This is a genomic window from Ruegeria sp. CK1 (genome assembly GCF_056536545.1).
In genome coordinates, this window is record NZ_JBQFPX010000004.1 from 92971 (window position 1) to 109591 (window position 16621).

15 protein-coding genes are annotated in these 16621 nt (G+C 55.6%); 11 read left to right on the plus strand and 4 right to left on the minus strand.

Translation table 11 applies throughout. The features are described 5' to 3' along the window. Window positions 1-8 precede the first annotated feature (8 nt). The gene (gene radC / locus ACR0L3_RS11520; RefSeq protein ID WP_480745867.1) at window positions 9-764 is read left to right on the plus strand and encodes a RadC family protein; all 756 of its coding nucleotides are present in this window, start codon (window positions 9-11) and stop codon (window positions 762-764) included. Window positions 765-768: 4 nt separating this feature from the next. Here the strand turns inward: radC and ACR0L3_RS11525 are convergent, their stop codons facing one another. From ACR0L3_RS11525 to secA, 3 genes are all read right to left on the minus strand, one after another. After that, on the minus strand, window positions 769-2325 hold the full coding sequence (locus ACR0L3_RS11525; RefSeq protein WP_480745869.1) for a phosphate ABC transporter substrate-binding/OmpA family protein: 1557 nt from the start codon (window positions 2323-2325) through the stop codon (window positions 769-771). Between the two features lie 24 nt (window positions 2326-2349). Beyond that, window positions 2350-3267: a hypothetical protein gene (locus ACR0L3_RS11530; RefSeq protein ID WP_480745870.1), complete on the minus strand. Its 918-nt coding sequence runs from the start codon at window positions 3265-3267 to the stop codon at window positions 2350-2352. Window positions 3268-3367: 100 nt separating this feature from the next. Beyond that, complete coding sequence (gene secA / locus ACR0L3_RS11535; RefSeq protein ID WP_480745871.1) at window positions 3368-6085, minus strand: preprotein translocase subunit SecA; 2718 nt, start codon at window positions 6083-6085, stop codon at window positions 3368-3370. 176 nt (window positions 6086-6261) lie between these two features. On the opposite strand from secA, the gene ACR0L3_RS11540 reads away from it, so the two are divergent. The 4 genes from ACR0L3_RS11540 (at window position 6262) to ACR0L3_RS11555 (ending at window position 9295) form a co-directional block, all read left to right on the plus strand. Continuing rightward, window positions 6262-7110 carry a peptidylprolyl isomerase gene (locus ACR0L3_RS11540; RefSeq protein WP_480745872.1) on the plus strand — a complete coding sequence of 283 codons (849 nt, stop codon included), beginning with the start codon at window positions 6262-6264 and terminating at the stop codon, window positions 7108-7110. A 5-nt stretch (window positions 7111-7115) separates the two neighbouring features. Next, window positions 7116-8342 carry a bifunctional glutamate N-acetyltransferase/amino-acid acetyltransferase ArgJ gene (argJ, locus tag ACR0L3_RS11545; protein ID WP_480745873.1) on the plus strand — a complete coding sequence of 409 codons (1227 nt, stop codon included), beginning with the start codon at window positions 7116-7118 and terminating at the stop codon, window positions 8340-8342. Continuing rightward, entirely contained in the window at window positions 8339-8737 is a 399-nt protein-coding gene (locus ACR0L3_RS11550) for a (deoxy)nucleoside triphosphate pyrophosphohydrolase (protein ID WP_480745874.1), read from the plus strand. The genes argJ and ACR0L3_RS11550 overlap by 4 nt, the downstream gene beginning before the upstream one ends. Before the next feature lie 135 nt (window positions 8738-8872). Continuing rightward, window positions 8873-9295, plus strand: a complete 423-nt coding sequence (locus ACR0L3_RS11555) for a RidA family protein (protein ID WP_480745875.1) — start codon at window positions 8873-8875, stop codon at window positions 9293-9295. 284 nt (window positions 9296-9579) lie between these two features. Here ACR0L3_RS11555 and ACR0L3_RS11560 read toward each other — a convergent pair whose 3' ends face one another. Beyond that, window positions 9580-9759 carry a Cif family virulence factor gene (locus ACR0L3_RS11560; RefSeq protein ID WP_480745876.1) on the minus strand — a complete coding sequence of 60 codons (180 nt, stop codon included), beginning with the start codon at window positions 9757-9759 and terminating at the stop codon, window positions 9580-9582. A 299-nt stretch (window positions 9760-10058) separates the two neighbouring features. On the opposite strand from ACR0L3_RS11560, the gene ACR0L3_RS11565 reads away from it, so the two are divergent. The 6 genes from ACR0L3_RS11565 (at window position 10059) to ACR0L3_RS11590 (ending at window position 16614) form a co-directional block, all read left to right on the plus strand. Further along, window positions 10059-12002, plus strand: coding sequence for an AMP-binding protein (locus tag ACR0L3_RS11565; protein ID WP_480746106.1), 1944 nt, complete (start codon window positions 10059-10061; stop codon window positions 12000-12002). Between the two features lie 79 nt (window positions 12003-12081). After that, window positions 12082-12900 carry an ABC transporter ATP-binding protein gene (locus tag ACR0L3_RS11570; RefSeq protein ID WP_480745877.1) on the plus strand — a complete coding sequence of 273 codons (819 nt, stop codon included), beginning with the start codon at window positions 12082-12084 and terminating at the stop codon, window positions 12898-12900. Window positions 12901-12929: 29 nt separating this feature from the next. Continuing rightward, on the plus strand, window positions 12930-13916 hold the full coding sequence (locus ACR0L3_RS11575; RefSeq protein WP_480745878.1) for a branched-chain amino acid ABC transporter permease: 987 nt from the start codon (window positions 12930-12932) through the stop codon (window positions 13914-13916). A gap of 2 nt (window positions 13917-13918) precedes the next feature. Further along, window positions 13919-14176 (plus strand): hypothetical protein, encoded by a 258-nt coding sequence (locus tag ACR0L3_RS11580; protein ID WP_480745879.1) that lies wholly within the window; start codon window positions 13919-13921, stop codon window positions 14174-14176. A 3-nt stretch (window positions 14177-14179) separates the two neighbouring features. Further along, window positions 14180-15256, plus strand: a complete 1077-nt coding sequence (locus tag ACR0L3_RS11585; RefSeq protein ID WP_480745880.1) for a branched-chain amino acid ABC transporter permease — start codon at window positions 14180-14182, stop codon at window positions 15254-15256. Between the two features lie 74 nt (window positions 15257-15330). Next, a complete protein-coding gene (locus tag ACR0L3_RS11590) occupies window positions 15331-16614 on the plus strand; it encodes an ABC transporter substrate-binding protein (protein WP_480745881.1) in 1284 nt (427 codons plus the stop codon). Window positions 16615-16621: the final 7 nt, after the last annotated feature.

Sequence of the window (16621 nt, forward strand, 5' to 3'; positions counted from 1 at the left end):
CTTTGCGCATGACACAGGACGCCTTTGCCGAAGCCCCAATGTTGTTTGAAAGTGACGAAGCCCCGGTGACTCCGTTACCCTCTGGGCGTTTGCCGTCTTACATCAAGGATCATCGTAAACGGTTGCGAGAACGGTTCATGTCTGGCGGGTCTGCAGCGATGCCGGATTATGAGCTGCTGGAACTGGTCCTATTCCGCTCCATTCCCAGACAGGATGTAAAACCGCTGGCGCGGGCGTTGATGGATACATTTGGTGATTTCAACCGGGTCCTGACCGCGCCCGAGGACCGGCTGCGCCAGATTAAGGGCGTTGGGGATACGGTGATAACCGACTTGAAAATCCTCGAAGCCTGCGCCCATCGTATGGCGCGCGCACGGGTGTTGCAGCGGCACGTGATTTCTGGTTGGGACGCGCTGCTGGACTATTGCCACACCACGATGGCCCATCGCGAGACCGAGCAGTTCCGGGTTTTCTATCTGGATCGCAAGAACGTGCTGATTGCGGATGAAGAACAAGCCAAAGGCACGGTGGATCATGTCCCTGTGTACCCGCGCGAGGTGGCGAAACGCGCACTTGAGCTGAATGCATCAGCGCTGATTTTGGTGCATAATCACCCTTCGGGCGACCCAACCCCGTCACAATCGGATATCGAAATGACCAACCGCATTCAGGATGCCTGCTTGGCATTAGGCCTGACACTGCATGATCACCTGATCATTGGAAAATCGACTGAGGTGAGCTTTCGGTCTCAGGGATATCTCTGAAGGATCACTTCACCCAGACCTCAACGCGACGGTTAACTTTGCGTCCCCATTCGGAGTCGTCACAGGCCATGGGCATTGCTTCACCAAAGGCGTCAACTTCAAGTTCGATACTATCCGGAATTGCAGTTTCCACCGCTGCAAGCACAGCATTGCGCACCGTTTTGGCGCGCAGAAGGGCGATCTGTTTGTTGGATGCAGCAGCCCCGTCTCCGTCGCTGAAGCCGATGAACACCAGTTTGCGCGCGTCCAACGTGCCCGCTTCCAGTTGTTGGGCCAATTGTTGGATATTTGACCGGGATTGCGCATCTGGTCGAGAGGACCCAGTCTCAAATCGGACGGACACGGACAACCGGGTTAGTGGTCTTAGCGTCGCAATAAGGCGCTGAAGCTCATCCAGGCCAACTTCTGAGCCGCCTGATGCGACCGCATTTGCCAGCCGGTTCCCTTGCAGCGCGATGGGGATTGTTTCTGGTTCCTGATCGACAAACCCCGCAGCACGGATTGCCAATTGGGCATCGGCGCTTTGCGTATATGCAAGAAATTGGCGAGCAATGCGCGACAACCGATGCTCTGGCAGATAGAGGAACATCGGCGAGGTCAGAGGGTAATCTTCGGTTTTGATAGACTGCCGTGATGCCATCAGCGTGTGACCGCAGCCTCCTGTAAGGGGCAAAGCGCGCGCCGTATTGGCCTCGGCTTGGCTGGCGATGCCGATAGCGAAGGGATCATTGGCCACATTTTGTACCAGATCGCTGCTGCGGCTGTGTCGAATAGCAGTTTCGGCTATGGAGGCATCGGTAGGCACCAATAATTGCCCCTCAATCGCTTGCGCAAGACCAGACCCGGTTTCGGGCAGATACAGCGTGATCGGCGCGTCCGGCCCGCCCAATGCTGACCAATTGTCAATTTTGCCGGACAGCACCATCGCCAGATCAGCCAATGAGATATGTGGAATCGAATTATCCGATGCCACGATGGGTACCAGAGCGTCCAAGGCAACAACTCTTGATCGGCGCGCGTGGGTTAGATCGCCCAATCCGGCGGCTTGAGCGATCTCTTGTTCCTGTGGGAAGACTTCACGCAACGCCATGACGACGTCAGCTTGTCCTTCGATCAGATCTTTAAATCCGCTGCTTGTATTGCCAGCATTGACAAAGAACCGGCCCAACGGCGCATCGCGTCCCGATTGGTGCAATTCGTAGACTGCGGCCACCCCATCCGACCTGATGGCCCTGGCGGTCAGACCTTCCTTTTCAGCGAAGCCCATCAACAGGGCAGGCAGGACCCTTTCTCCCATGGCCGAGGATCCCGAAAACCGCACTTCGGCCACGAAATCGGTCAGGTTCGGGCAGGCAGGGCCATCGCAAGTGACACCTGAGCCGTCCACTGTAAGCTCGCCAAATTGTGTGTCGATGCGATAGAATTCGCCGTCATAGCCCAGCAATATGCCGGTTACCTCAACGCGGCCGTCATGAGACGTCAGTGTGATGTCTTGCGCCTGAACAGTCGAAGACAAAGTCACAAAGATGAGTGCAGCAGCCGCCGCACGGAAAAATGTCATAGGAACGTCAAGCCTGCCTGCGGTTTAGTTTGCCGCGATTGTCAGGTTTTGGAACAGATTATTCAACACCAGAAACTCACCTGTTCTGGAACAGTCCGGAAAGCTGAGTGCCAATTCGCGTGAGCGCAGTTTCTGATTGCTGTTCAACTCAAGGGACTGCACGTTTAAGTCCTGACCGCAATTTTCCGCTGTCACTTCAGCCTCGACCGTCAGCTCGATCGAACCCGATTGCTGTGATTGCTCCAATGGGAAAGAATAGACCTCGATGTTGCGTGCATCACTGAATGCGGGCTGCGCAAGGTGTACGACGTTGCCTGCGCCCTGTGCGTCAGATGTTGCTGAAACATGGCCTGTGTCGCCATAACTTGCGCCAAATTCCAAGGCGTGTATTTGAAGGTCCGTTTCACCCTGCCATTGCAGGGCGAAACGGGAATACTGGCCGATATCGGGGATGTGAGTGGTGGCAACGGTCCCCTTCTGATCTTCAAGTGAGATCAGAAAGATCGCGTATTCCGATAAGGCCGGTATGGTCAGATCCAAAACGCCATTCGCGTCTGTTATCTGCGTCACAGTCAAGCCACTGTGATGCACTTCGACGCGTTCATTGCCATGACAGGGGGCTTTGACAATCAAGCGTGCGGCAGCGCCGGGGACAGCGTGGGCTCGTGCGCCAAGGCTACAATCGCCGTGGTCCGAGGGGGTGGACTGGTCAGATTTCACTTGGCGTTGAGTTATTGGTTCTTGTTCTGTTGCACGGGCGGGGGTCGAGGAGGTCAGAACAATACTCTCCAGCCCGGGAATGGTTGAGGCTGCAGTAGCCACGCGTTCAGAACCCTGCGTGCTTTCGGGCACAGCCGGATTTTCATTCTGCATCAGGTAACCAATTGCCAGCGCGCAAGCGACAGTGCCGCCGGTGGTCACATAGTTCTTAATTACAAACAAGACACCCTCCCCAGTTGAAGGAGCGAGTCGCATATTGAATTTGAATCACGGCCAATATGTGGCCGTGAAGTGGACTCAATGTGCCTCAATTCGGGTGATGTTAGGTCAGGCGCCCGTGGCAATGTTTGAATTTCTTGCCTGACCCGCAGGGGCAGGGGTCATTTCGGGACGGGTTACCCCAGGTACTTGGGTCGTCCTCGACAAAGCCGGGGCGGGCGTCGCCTGATGCTTTGGCTTCGGCCACCGCTTCGGCTTGTCCGGCTGCTTGATCGACAGCTTTCTGCGCTTGCGCCTGTTGCGCTTGCATCTGTGCCAGCATTTCGCGCTGTTCTTCTTCGGTCAGTGGGCGAACCCGCGACAATTGCTGCGTAACGGTTTCACGCAGGCTGTCCAGCATGCCTTCGAACAGCTGGAAGCTCTCGTTTTTGTATTCGTTCAGCGGATCGCGCTGGGCGTAACCGCGGAAGCCAACGACCGAACGCAGATGCTCCAGCGTCAGAAGATGCTCGCGCCATTTGCTGTCAATGGTTTGCAGCAGCACCTGCTTTTCGATGTTTCGCATGTTTTCTGGGCCAAAGGCTGCTGCTTTCTGCGCCATCATCTCGTCAGCCGCGTTTACCAGACGTTCGCGTACCTGTTCGTCATCGACGCCTTCCTCGGCGGCCCAGTCCTGAACGGGTGCGTCGATTGTCAGCTTGTCCTTGACGGCTGCATGCAGCCCATCTGTGTCCCACTGATCGGCATAGGATTTCGGTGGCATGTGTTCGTCGATCAGATCGTCGATCACCTGTTCGCGCATATCCGAGACAATCTCGGACAGGTCATTCGCCGACATGATCTCGCGCCGTTGGCTGAACACCACTTTCCGTTGGTCGTTCATAACGTCGTCGAATTTCAGAACGTTTTTGCGCATGTCGAAGTTGCGGCCTTCGACTTTAGACTGCGCCCGTTCCAGCGACTTGTTCACCCAAGGGTGGATGATCGCCTCACCTTCTTTCATGCCCAATGTGGTCAGGACTTTGTCTAGTCGTTCCGAGCCAAAGATACGCATCAAGTCGTCTTCGAGGCTAAGGTAGAACACAGTGCGCCCCGGGTCGCCTTGACGGCCCGAACGGCCCCGCAGCTGGTTGTCGATGCGACGGCTTTCGTGGCGTTCGGATGCCATCACATAAAGTCCACCGGCGGATAGAACCTTTTCTTTCTCTTCCGCGTGACGTGCCTCTTCCGCGGCGCGCAGCTGCGCCGGGTCGGCCTCGGGGTTCTCAGCCAGCGCTTGCAGAACTTTCATTTCCACATTGCCGCCAAGTTGAATGTCGGTGCCTCGACCGGCCATGTTGGTGGCGATGGTCACCGCACCCAAACGCCCTGCGTCGGCGACGATCTGGGCTTCTTGCTCGTGCTGGCGGGCGTTCAGAACGTTGTGCTCAATGCCTTCCTTTTGCAGCATCTGACTCAGAAGTTCGGACTTTTCGATCGAGGTGGTACCCAGCAGGACCGGTTGGCCTTTGGCTTGTGCTTCTTTGGTTTCCGCGATCATCGCGCCGTATTTCTCACCGGCGGTACGATAGACCTGATCGTCTTCGTCCAGACGGGCAATCGGCTTGTTGGTCGGAACTTCGACCACACCCAGACCGTAGATTTCCTGAAACTCTTCAGCCTCGGTCAGGGCCGTACCTGTCATACCGCCCAGCTTGTCATACAAGCGGAAGTAGTTCTGGAACGTCACACTGGCCAGCGTCACGTTCTCGGGCTGAATCGCGACGCCTTCCTTGGCTTCGATAGCCTGATGCAGACCTTCGGACAAACGGCGCCCCGGCATCATCCGGCCAGTGAATTCGTCGATCAGAACCACGTTGCCGTCACGGACAATATAGTCTTTGTCGCGAGTAAACAGCTTGTGCGCGCGCAGACCTTGGTTGACGTGGTGTACAACAGTTGTGCTTTCGGGATCGTACAGCGAATGGCCTTCGGGGATAAGGCCAGCGGCGATCAGTTGCTCTTCCAGAAACTCGTTACCCTCATCAGTGAAGGTCACGTTGCGGGACTTTTCGTCCAACGTGTAGTGATCGTCCTGCAACGAGGGGATCAGCGCATCAATCGCGGTATAAAGGTCCGAGCGGTCCTGCGAGGGGCCTGAAATGATTAGAGGTGTCCGCGCCTCGTCGATCAGGATCGAGTCGACCTCATCCACAATCGCGAAATTGTGGTATTTCTGGTAAATCTGATCCAGTTCGGCCTTCATGTTGTCGCGCAGATAGTCGAACCCAAGCTCATTGTTGGTGGCATATGTCACGTCGCAGGCATAGGCAGCTTTTTTCTCGGCGTCGGGTTGGCCGGACCAGATTACACCGGTGGTCATGCCAACGGCGGCGAACACCTTGCCCATCCACTCCGAGTCACGCTTGGCCAGGTATTCGTTCACCGTGACCACATGCACGCCCTTACCGGTCAACGCGTTCAAGTAAGCGGGGAAGGTGGCGACAAGCGTCTTGCCCTCACCCGTTTTCATTTCCGAGATATTGCCTTGATGCAGGAAGGCCCCACCCATCAACTGCACGTCAAACGCACGCAAACCCAGCGCGCGCTTGGCACCTTCGCGGACGTTGGCAAAGGCTTCGGGCAGCAGGTCATCCAGGCTTTCACCATCCAGCGCGCGTTTGCGCAGTTCGGCAGTCTTCTCGATCAGGCCGTCATCGGACAGTTTCTCGAACTCGGGCTCAAGCGCGTTGATCTTTTCGATCAGGGGGCGGGTCGCCTTGATCTTGCGGTCGTTCGGTGTTCCGAACACCTTTTTGGCGAGCGTTCCGAGTCCCAGCATGTTCACTCCAGCGGATCTGTTCTTGTCTTGGTTGCGACAGGCTTGCCCACCTTGCGCGCAACCCATAGATACGGGGGGTGAAAGGCGGCCCTGTCCAAGGCTTCAAAGCGATGTAAGCGGCAGGTTCCAGAGTGTCAACGCTGCGCCCGGTCGCGGCAAAGAAATAGGATGATTCCATGCCCAAAGGCCTCACTTTTCTGCCATCACTGGCATTTGCTGCCGTGATGGCCCTGCCACTGGCCGCCGAAACCAAACCTGATGCTGATACCGTGATCGCTCGCGTGAACGGAGACGAGATCACATTGGGTCACGTTATTGCCACTGCAGCCACTTTGCCCGACCAATACCAGCAGATCGAAGACGACGTCCTTTACGAACTGATTGTCGACCAGATGATCCAGCAGCAATTGCTCGGACAACAGCAGGAAGACCTGACCAGACTGAACACATTGGCATTGGAAAACGAGAGTCGTTCCTTGCGGGCGGTGCAGACAGTGAATGCACTTATCGAGGAAGAGCTGACCGATGAAGCGATTCAGGAAGCATACGACGCCAAGTATGCCGATTTCCAAGGCACGGACGAATTCAACGCCAGCCACATCCTGGTTGAAACCGAAGAAGAAGCCAAAGAGATAAAAGCCCAACTGGACGACGGCGCCGATTTTGCTGAATTGGCTAAGGAACATTCTACCGGCCCATCGGGCCCCAATGGTGGTGAACTGGGTTGGTTTGGACCCGGCCAAATGGTTCCGGCTTTCGAGGCGGCAGTGATTGGGTTGGAAAAAGAGCAAGTATCTGAGCCTGTGAAAACCCAGTTCGGTTGGCACGTGGTCAAGCTGAACGACAAACGCAAGTCCGAGGCGCCTGATCTAGAGCAAGTTCGCGCCGAATTGACCCAAACTCTGCAGCAGGATGTGATTCAAGCCCGCATCGACGAATTGACACAAGGTGCCGATATTGAACGTCCTGCACTAGAAGGCGCTGGTCCCGAAGTGCTGCGCCAGATCGAGCTGATTCAGGAGTAACCCCCGTGGCCACGATCACCAAGGTTTCTCCGCTGGCCCCAGCGGCCTTTCCCGATCTGCCTGCGATTGAAGGTGTGCGCTTTGCCACCGTCGAAGCTGGCGTGCGCTACAAAGGCCGTACCGACGTTATGCTGGCAGTTCTGGACCCCGGCACATCCGTGGCTGGGGTGTTCACTCGTTCGGCCACTCGCGCAGCACCGGTTTTAGACTGTCAGGACAAGATCGGCGGGCCCAGTGACGGACCCGCGGCGATCCTTGTGAACTCGGGAAATGCGAACGCATTCACCGGCCACTATGGCCAAACCTCGGTGGCCGAGGTGACGCAAGCCGTGTCCAAAGCCACCGGCGTTCCGATTGAGAGGGTGTTCACCTCTTCGACAGGTGTCATAGGTGAACCGTTGCCCCATGATCGCATCGTTGCGCAGCTTGAGGCGCTGAAGGTGGGCCTCAGCCGTCACGCCATTGAAGATGCAGCGCGGGCGATCATGACCACCGATACCTTCCCGAAAGGCGCCTCGGCGCAGGTAGAAATTGATGGAAAAACAGTCTCTATTGCAGGGATCGCGAAGGGCTCTGGCATGATCGCACCCGATATGGCGACGATGCTGGTTTACATCTTCACTGACGCATTGGTCGATCAATCGGCGCTGCAAGAGATGCTGGGCGCGCAGACGGACCGGACCTTCAACTGCATCACTGTGGACAGCGACACCTCGACCTCAGACAGCCTGTTGCTGTGTGCGACCGGGGCTTCGGGCGTTGATGTTACTGGCAACGCCGCGTTTGCCGAGGCGCTGGAGGACGTGATGCTGAATCTGGCGCAGCAAGTGGTGCGTGACGGAGAAGGGGCAACGAAATTCGTGGAAATCCGCGTGACCGGAGCGGCTTCGGACGCGGATGCCAAGGTGCACGGTCTGGCAATCGCAAATTCTCCGTTGGTGAAAACCGCCATCGCGGGTGAGGACCCCAACTGGGGACGCGTCGTTATGGCCATCGGTAAATCCGGAGCCGCAGCCGACCGCGATCTGCTTAGCATTTCTTTCGGTGACATTCTGGTGGCCGAGAAAGGTTGGGTCAGTCCGGATTACCGCGAAGAAGACGCCGCTGCATATATGAAAGGTCAAGACCTTGTGATTGCCGTCGATCTGGGGCTAGGCGCGGGCACATCCACTGTTTGGACTTGCGATCTGACCCATGGCTATATCGAGATCAACGCGGACTATCGCTCGTGAAAACAGTATTAGTCTCTGCTGTCGCGCTGATCGACATCGAAGGCCGGGTGCTGCTGGCGCAGCGCCCGGAAGGCAAATCCATGGCCGGTCTCTGGGAATTCCCGGGCGGTAAAATCGAACCCGGAGAAACCCCCGAGGCAGCCCTGATCCGTGAGCTGCATGAGGAACTGGGCATCGACACCTGGGCCTCGTGCCTTGCCCCGCTCACCTTCGCCAGCCACATTTATGACGATTTCCACCTGTTGATGCCGCTGTTTGCCTGTCGAAAATGGGAGGGAATTCCGCAGTCGAAAGAGGGTCAGGCGCTTAAGTGGGTGCGGGCTAACGACTTGCGGAACTATCCGATGCCTGCAGCGGATGTGCCGTTGATCCCGATTTTGCGGGACTGGTTGTGAGAAAAAACTTCACATAAAGAAATGAATTTACTGACTCATCGACAGAATTTCCGACGAAAGTATTTCACATAAACGCGTCTTGCTGAGGCGTTAGGTGAATCGTAAAGTCAGCCCGAAAATGCTTCGGAGATCGCTATGACGACACGTTTCAACCCACCAACGGGCTGGCCACAATTTGGTCGCGCCTTCAATCATGGTATCGTTGAACCTGAGGGGAAAACCCTTCGGATGACAGGGCAGGTTGCTTGGGACGGTGACGGTAACCTAGTTGGGGAAAACGACTGTGAAGCCCAGATCCGGCAATGCTTTGATAATGTAGAATACATTCTCAGGGCCGTCGGTGGCCGCTTCGAGGATTTGGTCTCACTCACAATTTACTTTCTTAATTCCGAAGACATGCCCGTTATTCAAAAAGTTCGTGCTGAGAAACTTGCGCCCGAAATAGCGCCGGCGAGCATCCTCATCCAAACACCAGGGCTGGTCACGCCAGAGCTTTTGGTAGAACTCGTTCCGATTGCAGTTATTCCGCATGATCGCTTCCGAGAACCAGAGTGGTAGTGTCAGTTTTTGCGCGTGTGAACTATGCTCACAATTCCTAGGTATCCCTAACCAATGCCACTGATCTTCTAGGTTCGTGAGTTAAAAATTGCAGCTGCAATGAGCCACGTGCCGTCCGGTTGCTTACGCAACTTCAACATTTGCCGGCCAAGTTGCCTGTCTTCTTTGCCGTCATCTAATTCCAAAGCCCTTACGAAGTCACACTCGGCCACGGCCAAATTATGAGCGCCCTCTACTGTAATGGATTCCACATCAAAACGCTTTATCGGGGGCCAATCCTTGATCTATTCTGCAAGCGCATCCCGCCCAACCACAGTTTTCATACCAGGCGGCATCAAAACAGCGTCGTGCGTCCAATGCTGTAACCACGCTTCAGGTTCTTTGCTGGTGATATTGTTGAGCGTTTCCTTGACGATGTTTTCAATTTTTTCGGCTTCGATCCTGCCCAGAGAACTTGTTTCCATTCCAAAATCCTAGTCAGCTGAGAATACAGTGTCACAATAACAATCAACCTTGAAACTGTACCCAAAACTTAAGGTGTGAATAGGGCTGATTGGACGTCCAATCATATCCCCTATACCGCGTGTTACAATTCGTAAGAATTGAGCAAACATCAGGCAAAACTTGACGCTGATCCTCCTCGCGTCCCTTATTGGGGCGATGGCGTTCGGGCAATGTCCTGAAGCCGCCGTTTTCGGCCCCGGGGAGGGGCCGGATGGGGAGGAGAGAAAGATTGGCTCAGATGCAGTCGGGCGCTGAAGGGATGACATCTCTTCCGGCGCTGCTACACCGCAATGTGACCCAGTTCGGGGATGCCCCGGCCTATCGGGAAAAGGAATTTGGGATCTGGCAATGCTGGACCTGGGCGCAAACCGCCAAGGAAATCCGTGCTATCGCGCTTGGGTTTCTGGAGTTGGGTGTTGAGAAAGGCGACCATATTGCTGTGATCGGTCGCAACCGCCCGGCGCATTACTGGTCGATGGTCGCGGCGCAAATGGTGGGCGCAGTTCCGGTGCCTTTGTATCAGGATTCCGTCGCTGAAGAGATGGCCTATGTGCTGGAGCATTGCGGTGCGCAATACGTCGTCTGCGGCGATCAAGAGCAGGTCGACAAAGTCATCGAGATTCAGGAGAACCTGCATCAGGTCAAACACATCCTCTATACCGATAAGCGTGGGATGCGGAAATATGACCATTCCCAGATGAACGCGCTCGAAGACATCATGGCCGAAGGCATTGCTGGTCATGCGCGGTTCGATGCCGAGTTGAACAAACGCATCGCCGCGATCACGTATGACGATACCTGCGTGATGCTCTATACCTCGGGCACTACGGGCAAGCCCAAGGGTGTGGTGCTGTCGAACCGGAATGTCATTGAAAGTGCAAAGAATTCAGCGGAGTTCGATCATCTTACTCGGAATGAGGATATTCTATCCTATCTGCCGATGGCATGGGTGGGTGATTTCATCTTTTCAATCGGTCAGGCTTATTGGTGCGGCTTTTGTGTGAATTGCCCCGAAAGTGCCGACACGATGATGACCGACCTGCGTGAGATCGGTCCGACCTATTTCTTCGCACCGCCCCGTGTATTCGAGACTCAGCTGACCAATGTGATGATCCGGATGGAGGATGCGGGAAAGCTGAAGCAGCGAATGTTCTATCATTTCATGGCCCACGCCAAAAAGGTCGGCGGGCGACTGCTGGACGGAAAACCGGTCGGCGCAATGGACAGGCTGAAATACGCGCTGGGCAATATGCTGGTGTATGGGCCACTGAAAGACACGTTGGGCTATGGCCGTTTCCGCGTTGGCTATACAGCGGGTGAGGCGATCGGGCCTGAGATTTTCGATTTCTACCGGTCGTTAGGCATCAACCTGAAGCAACTTTACGGCCAGACCGAAGCAACTGTTTTTATCACGCAACAGCCAGATGGCGAGGTGCGTGCTGACACAGTTGGCGTACCTGCACCAGCGGTCGAGTTGAAGATCGATGACAATGGTGAGATCCACTATCGCTCGCCCGGTGTGTTTGTCGAATATTTTAAGAACCCGGAATCCACCACCTCGACCAAGGACGCCGAGGGTTGGGTGGCAACTGGCGATGCTGGGTTCATCGAGGAAAACACCGGCCATCTGCGCATCATCGACCGCGCCAAGGATGTTGGCAAAATGGCCGACGGTTCGATGTTCGCGCCGAAATATGTCGAGAACAAGCTTAAGTTTTACCCTGATATTCTTGAGGTCGTCTTGTTCGGCAACGGTCGGGATCACTGCGTAGCATTCATCAATATCGACCTGACAGCGGTGGGGAACTGGGCCGAGCGCAACAATGTCGCCTACGCGTCTTATCAAGAACTGGCGGGACATCCCCGTGTATTAGAGACGATACGCGGTCATGTGGAAGAAGTGAACAAGTCTGTAGCGGCTGATGATATGCTGTCAGGCTGCCAGGTGCATCGCTTTGTGGTTTTGCACAAGGAATTGGATGCGGATGATGGTGAGATGACCCGGACCCGCAAGGTGCGTCGAGGATTCGTCGAGGAGAAATTCCAAGACATAATCGACGCGTTGTATGCCGGCGCTGACAAGGTCTCGACCACAACAGAAGTAACCTATGAAGACGGTCGCAAGGGGTCGATCAGTGCAACGCTAGAAATTGTAGATGCGCCCGTCGTAGCTGCGGCGCAGCACAAGGTAGCAGCGGAATGAGGGTCGTCCGAGCGCCGCTCGACCTGCGGTCATCGCCCCGCCCTCCGTCCCGCTGTCTGCGCAAGATTTGGAGTGACTGATGCTGGATAGTTCCGAAGGATATGTCACCGAAGACGGTCGCAAGATCGGTGGTGTGGTGATGGAGATGAAAAACATCACCCTTCGTTTCGGAGGTGTGGTGGCGATCAAGGATATCTCGTTCGATATCCGTGAGGGTGAGATCCGCGCGATTATTGGGCCGAACGGCGCGGGTAAATCCTCGATGCTGAACGTGATTTCGGGCTTCTATGTTCCGCAAGAAGGCGAGGTTTGGTTTCACGGGGCCAAGCGTCCTCAGATGCGCCCTTACGAAGTGGCGCGGCAGGGCATCGCCCGGACGTTCCAGAACATCGCTTTGTTCGAAGGCATGAGTGTGCTCGACAATGTCATGACCGGACGTTTGAGTTTCATGAAAACGAATATGTTCCAGCAGGCATGGTGGAAGGGCAAAGCGGAAGCGGAAGAGACAGAAAACCGTGAGGCCGTGGAAAAGATCATCGATTTTCTGGAAATCCAACACATCCGCAAAACGCCCGTGTCGCGCTTGCCTTATGGCTTGAAAAAGCGCGTCGAACTGGCCCGTGCGCTGGCGGCGGAACCCAAGTTGTTGCTGCTGGACGAACCGATGGCTGGCATGAACGTCGAAGAGAAAGAGGACATGAGCCGTTTTATCCTGGACGTGAATGACGAGTTCGGCACCACGATTGCCCTGATCGAACACGACATGGGTGTCGTTATGGATCTAAGTGACCGTGTTGTGGTGATGGATTACGGCAAAAAGATTGGGGACGGCACGCCCGATGAGGTGCGCAACAACCAGGAAGTCATCGACGCTTACCTGGGGGTGAGCCATGACTGACATCCGGGCAGGGAAATTGGGGGGCACAGATGCCTGAACAACTCGTATTCGCGATGGAGGTCATCCTCAACGGTCTGATGGCCGGGGTTCTCTATGCGTTGGTCGCGCTGGGCTTTGTGCTGATCTACAAGGCATCGGGGATTTTCAATTATTCCCAAGGGGTTATGGCCTTGTTCGCCGCTATGACGCTTGTGGGTATCATGAACGGGCAGGTGCCGTTTGCCCATCTGATCAACGCGATCCTTGGGACCCATATCCACTATTTCGGCTGGAACGTCCCGGCACTGGTCGCGATCCTGCTGACCATGGTTGTAATGGTCTTTCTGGCATGGGCCGTGCAGCGCTTTGTAATGCGGCACCTGGTCGGGCAAGAGCCGATCATTCTTTTCATGGCGACCATTGGCCTGGCGTATTTCCTCGAGGGCGTCGCTGACCTGATGTGGGGGTCCGAGATTAAGACCTTAGACGTTGGCCTGCCACAGGGCATCAACCTGTGGATTGATGAGAGCACCTATAACATCTTCGGCTACGGCTTCTTCATCGACAATCTGGATATTGTGGCAACAATTATTGCGGCGTTGCTTGTGGCGGCTCTGGTCGCGTTCAGCCAATACACCAAACAAGGACGAGCGATGCGCGCGGTTGCGGATGACCATCAGGCGGCGCTGTCAGTTGGCATTTCGCTGAACTTCATCTGGATCATGGTGTGGTCGGTGGCCGGATTTGTCGCACTGGTTGCCGGCATCATGTGGGGCACCAAATCGGGCGTTCAGTTCTCTTTGTCACTGATTGCGCTCAAGGCGCTGCCAGTGTTGATGCTGGGCGGATTTACCTCGATCCCAGGCGCGATTGTTGGCGGCTTGATCATCGGCGTGGGGGAAAAGCTGTTCGAGTTTGCCATCGGTCCGCTGGTTGGCGGCGCGACCGAAAACTGGTTTGCCTATGTGCTGGCGTTGATCTTTCTGGTTTTCCGGCCTCAAGGTCTCTTCGGTGAAAAAATTATCGAGAGGGTTTAGCCGTGCAGAAACTGATCGCCATCATCAATGTCATCGCGTGGGCCGGGTTCTGGGCTTTTGGTTATATTGCCATCACCTCGGACGATCTTTCGTCCAGCCAGTTGGTCGTGGCCGCAGTTCTTGCCTTTGCCGGATTGGTCACAGGCGTTCTTGCCTACATGAAACTGGTGCGAAATTCCGAAGCGAGCGGATACGCCAAGGGATCTAACCAACTGGATGCTGATGCTCGTAACCGGGCGCAGGAAGAATGGGGAAAGTAAGTCATGTTTTACCGTGAGGCCGGAGACTTCAAGACCTCCTACGTGGACGACAGCCAGACTTTTCCGATCAAGTTTGACCGGTACCGGTACTATGTGGTGCTGGCCGTGGCCTTTGGGATCATCCCATTCCTCATCAATGATTACTGGGCCAACGCGCTGTTATTGCCGTTCTTGATATATGCGATAGCGGCGATCGGTCTGAACATCCTAGTCGGTTATTGTGGGCAGGTCTCGTTGGGCACCGGGGGTTTCATGGCTGTCGGGGCTTATGCTTGCTATAAGCTGATGACCGCTTTCCCGGATGTCAGCATGTTCATACACGTGATTTTGGCAGGCGGGATCACAGCCATCGTCGGTGTGCTGTTCGGATTGCCGAGCTTGCGGATCAAGGGCTTCTATCTGGCGGTGGCAACGCTGGCGGCGCAGTTCTTCCTCGTCTGGTTGTTTAACCGTGTGCCATGGTTCTACAACTACTCGGCTTCGGGTCAGATCAATGCGCCCGAGCGCGACGTGTTCGGTATCATTGTAACCGGTCCGAATGCACCAGCGTGGGCGACCTATCTGTTCTGCCTGATTTTTCTGACCGTCTGCGCGATTATCGCCCGTAACCTGACACGCGGCACAACGGGTCGCACATGGATGGCGATCCGCGACATGGATATCGCGGCTGAGATCATCGGAGTTAACCCGCTCAAGGCGAAACTGACTGCCTTTGCCGTCAGCTCATTCTTTGTGGGTATCGCGGGCGCGCTGTTTTTCGCGGTCTATCTGGGCGCGGTTGAAGTGGGTGAAGTATTTGGCATCCAGAAATCGTTCTTGGTGCTGTTCATGATCATTATTGGCGGTTTAGGGTCTATTTTCGGCTCATTCGCCGGTGCTGCATTCCTTGTTCTGCTACCGGTGGTCTTGAAAGTGGTCGGTGTCGACGTGCTGGGATGGCCAACCGACATCGTCGCGCATTTGCAATTGGTCGTCGTGGGCGCGCTGATCATCCTATTCCTGATCTTGGAACCACACGGACTGGCACAGCTATGGCGCGTCGCGAAAGAGAAACTCAGACTCTGGCCGTTCCCGCACTAAAGGGGCCGGCCCAATCAGATAACGGGTGCAAAGCCCGACGACACTATCGGTTTAATCAAGGGAGGATACACCCGATGAAGTTGAAACTGGCAACCGCGGCGCTGAGCGCCCTGATGGCCGCAGGGCCTGCTCTGGCGGATCTGGTGATCCCCGATCTGAGCTATCGTACCGGCCCATATGCGGCGGGCGGCATTCCGTTCTCGGATGGCTATAACGATTATTTCACTCTGCTCAATGAACGTGACGGGGGTATCGGTGGTGTTCCGATCCGAGTGGTCGAGTGTGAGACCGGCTATAACACCGAAAAAGGCGTCGAGTGCTATGAGTCCACCAAAGGCGAAGGCGCACTGGTTTATCAGCCTCTTTCGACCGGTATTACCTATCAGTTGATCCCCAAGGTGACGGCGGACAACATCCCGTTGCACACGATGGGATATGGTCGAACTTCGGCGGCGAATGGCACCGTGTTCAGCCATGTGTTTAACTATCCGGCGAACTACTGGAATGGCGCGTCGGGCGCGATCAATTATCTGTTGGACGAGAACGGCGGTGACCTGAGCGGTAAGAAGATCGCGCTGGTTTACCATAATTCGGCCTATGGCAAGGAACCAATCCGCACGCTGGAAACCCTGGCGGAAAAGCATGGGTATGAATTGGCTTTACTACCTGTCGACCACCCGGGGCAGGAGCAAAAATCGCAATGGCTCCAAATTCGTCGTGACAAGCCCGACTATGTGATCATGTGGGGCTGGGGTGTGATGAACCAGGTTGCAGTTCAAGAGGCCGCCAATATCCGCTTCCCGATGGAGAATTTCATCGGTGTGTGGTGGTCGGGTGCCGAATTTGACGTTGAGCCAGCTGGTGAGAAAGCCAACGGATACAAGGCGCTGACCTTCACCGGCCTGGGCATGGACTATCCTGTGTATGGCGATCTGCAGAAGTACGTTGTTGACGCAGGCAAAGCCGCAGGCGCGGGCGATCAACTGGGTGCGGTGCAGTACAACCGCGGTCTCTATGCGGCGATGCTGGCGTCTGAGGCAATAAAGACGGCGCAGGAAATGCACGGCACGGCCGAAATTACTCCTGCCATGATGCGTGACGGTATGGAGGCGCTGGAAATGACCAATGCCAAGATGGACGCGCTGGGCATGGCCGGGTTCGGGCCTGAGTTCACGGTCACCTGTGAAAACCATGGCGGCCCTGGACTTGTCGGCGTTGTCCAGTGGGATGCGTCTGCCAAGACATGGAATACCGTGCAGGACTTCAAGCCGACGGATGCCGAAGTGATCGGCGCGTTGATCGACGAAGACTCTGCAGCCTATGCGGCGGAAAACAACATCGAACCGCGTTGTAACTAAACCAAAC

Coding starts and splice junctions, on each gene's coding strand:
- ACR0L3_RS11570 (WP_480745877.1), top strand. CDS start 12,082: ATGCTGGATAGTTCCGAAGGATATGTCACCGAAGACGGTCGCAAGATC.
- ACR0L3_RS11575 (WP_480745878.1), top strand. CDS start 12,930: ATGCCTGAACAACTCGTATTCGCGATGGAGGTCATCCTCAACGGTCTG.
- ACR0L3_RS11540 (WP_480745872.1), top strand. CDS start 6,262: ATGCCCAAAGGCCTCACTTTTCTGCCATCACTGGCATTTGCTGCCGTG.
- ACR0L3_RS11585 (WP_480745880.1), top strand. CDS start 14,180: ATGTTTTACCGTGAGGCCGGAGACTTCAAGACCTCCTACGTGGACGAC.
- ACR0L3_RS11525 (WP_480745869.1), bottom strand. CDS start 2,325: ATGACATTTTTCCGTGCGGCGGCTGCTGCACTCATCTTTGTGACTTTG.
- secA (WP_480745871.1), bottom strand. CDS start 6,085: ATGCTGGGACTCGGAACGCTCGCCAAAAAGGTGTTCGGAACACCGAAC.
- ACR0L3_RS11565 (WP_480746106.1), top strand. CDS start 10,059: ATGACATCTCTTCCGGCGCTGCTACACCGCAATGTGACCCAGTTCGGG.
- ACR0L3_RS11560 (WP_480745876.1), bottom strand. CDS start 9,759: ATGGAAACAAGTTCTCTGGGCAGGATCGAAGCCGAAAAAATTGAAAAC.
- radC (WP_480745867.1), top strand. CDS start 9: ATGACACAGGACGCCTTTGCCGAAGCCCCAATGTTGTTTGAAAGTGAC.
- ACR0L3_RS11590 (WP_480745881.1), top strand. CDS start 15,331: ATGAAGTTGAAACTGGCAACCGCGGCGCTGAGCGCCCTGATGGCCGCA.
- ACR0L3_RS11555 (WP_480745875.1), top strand. CDS start 8,873: ATGACGACACGTTTCAACCCACCAACGGGCTGGCCACAATTTGGTCGC.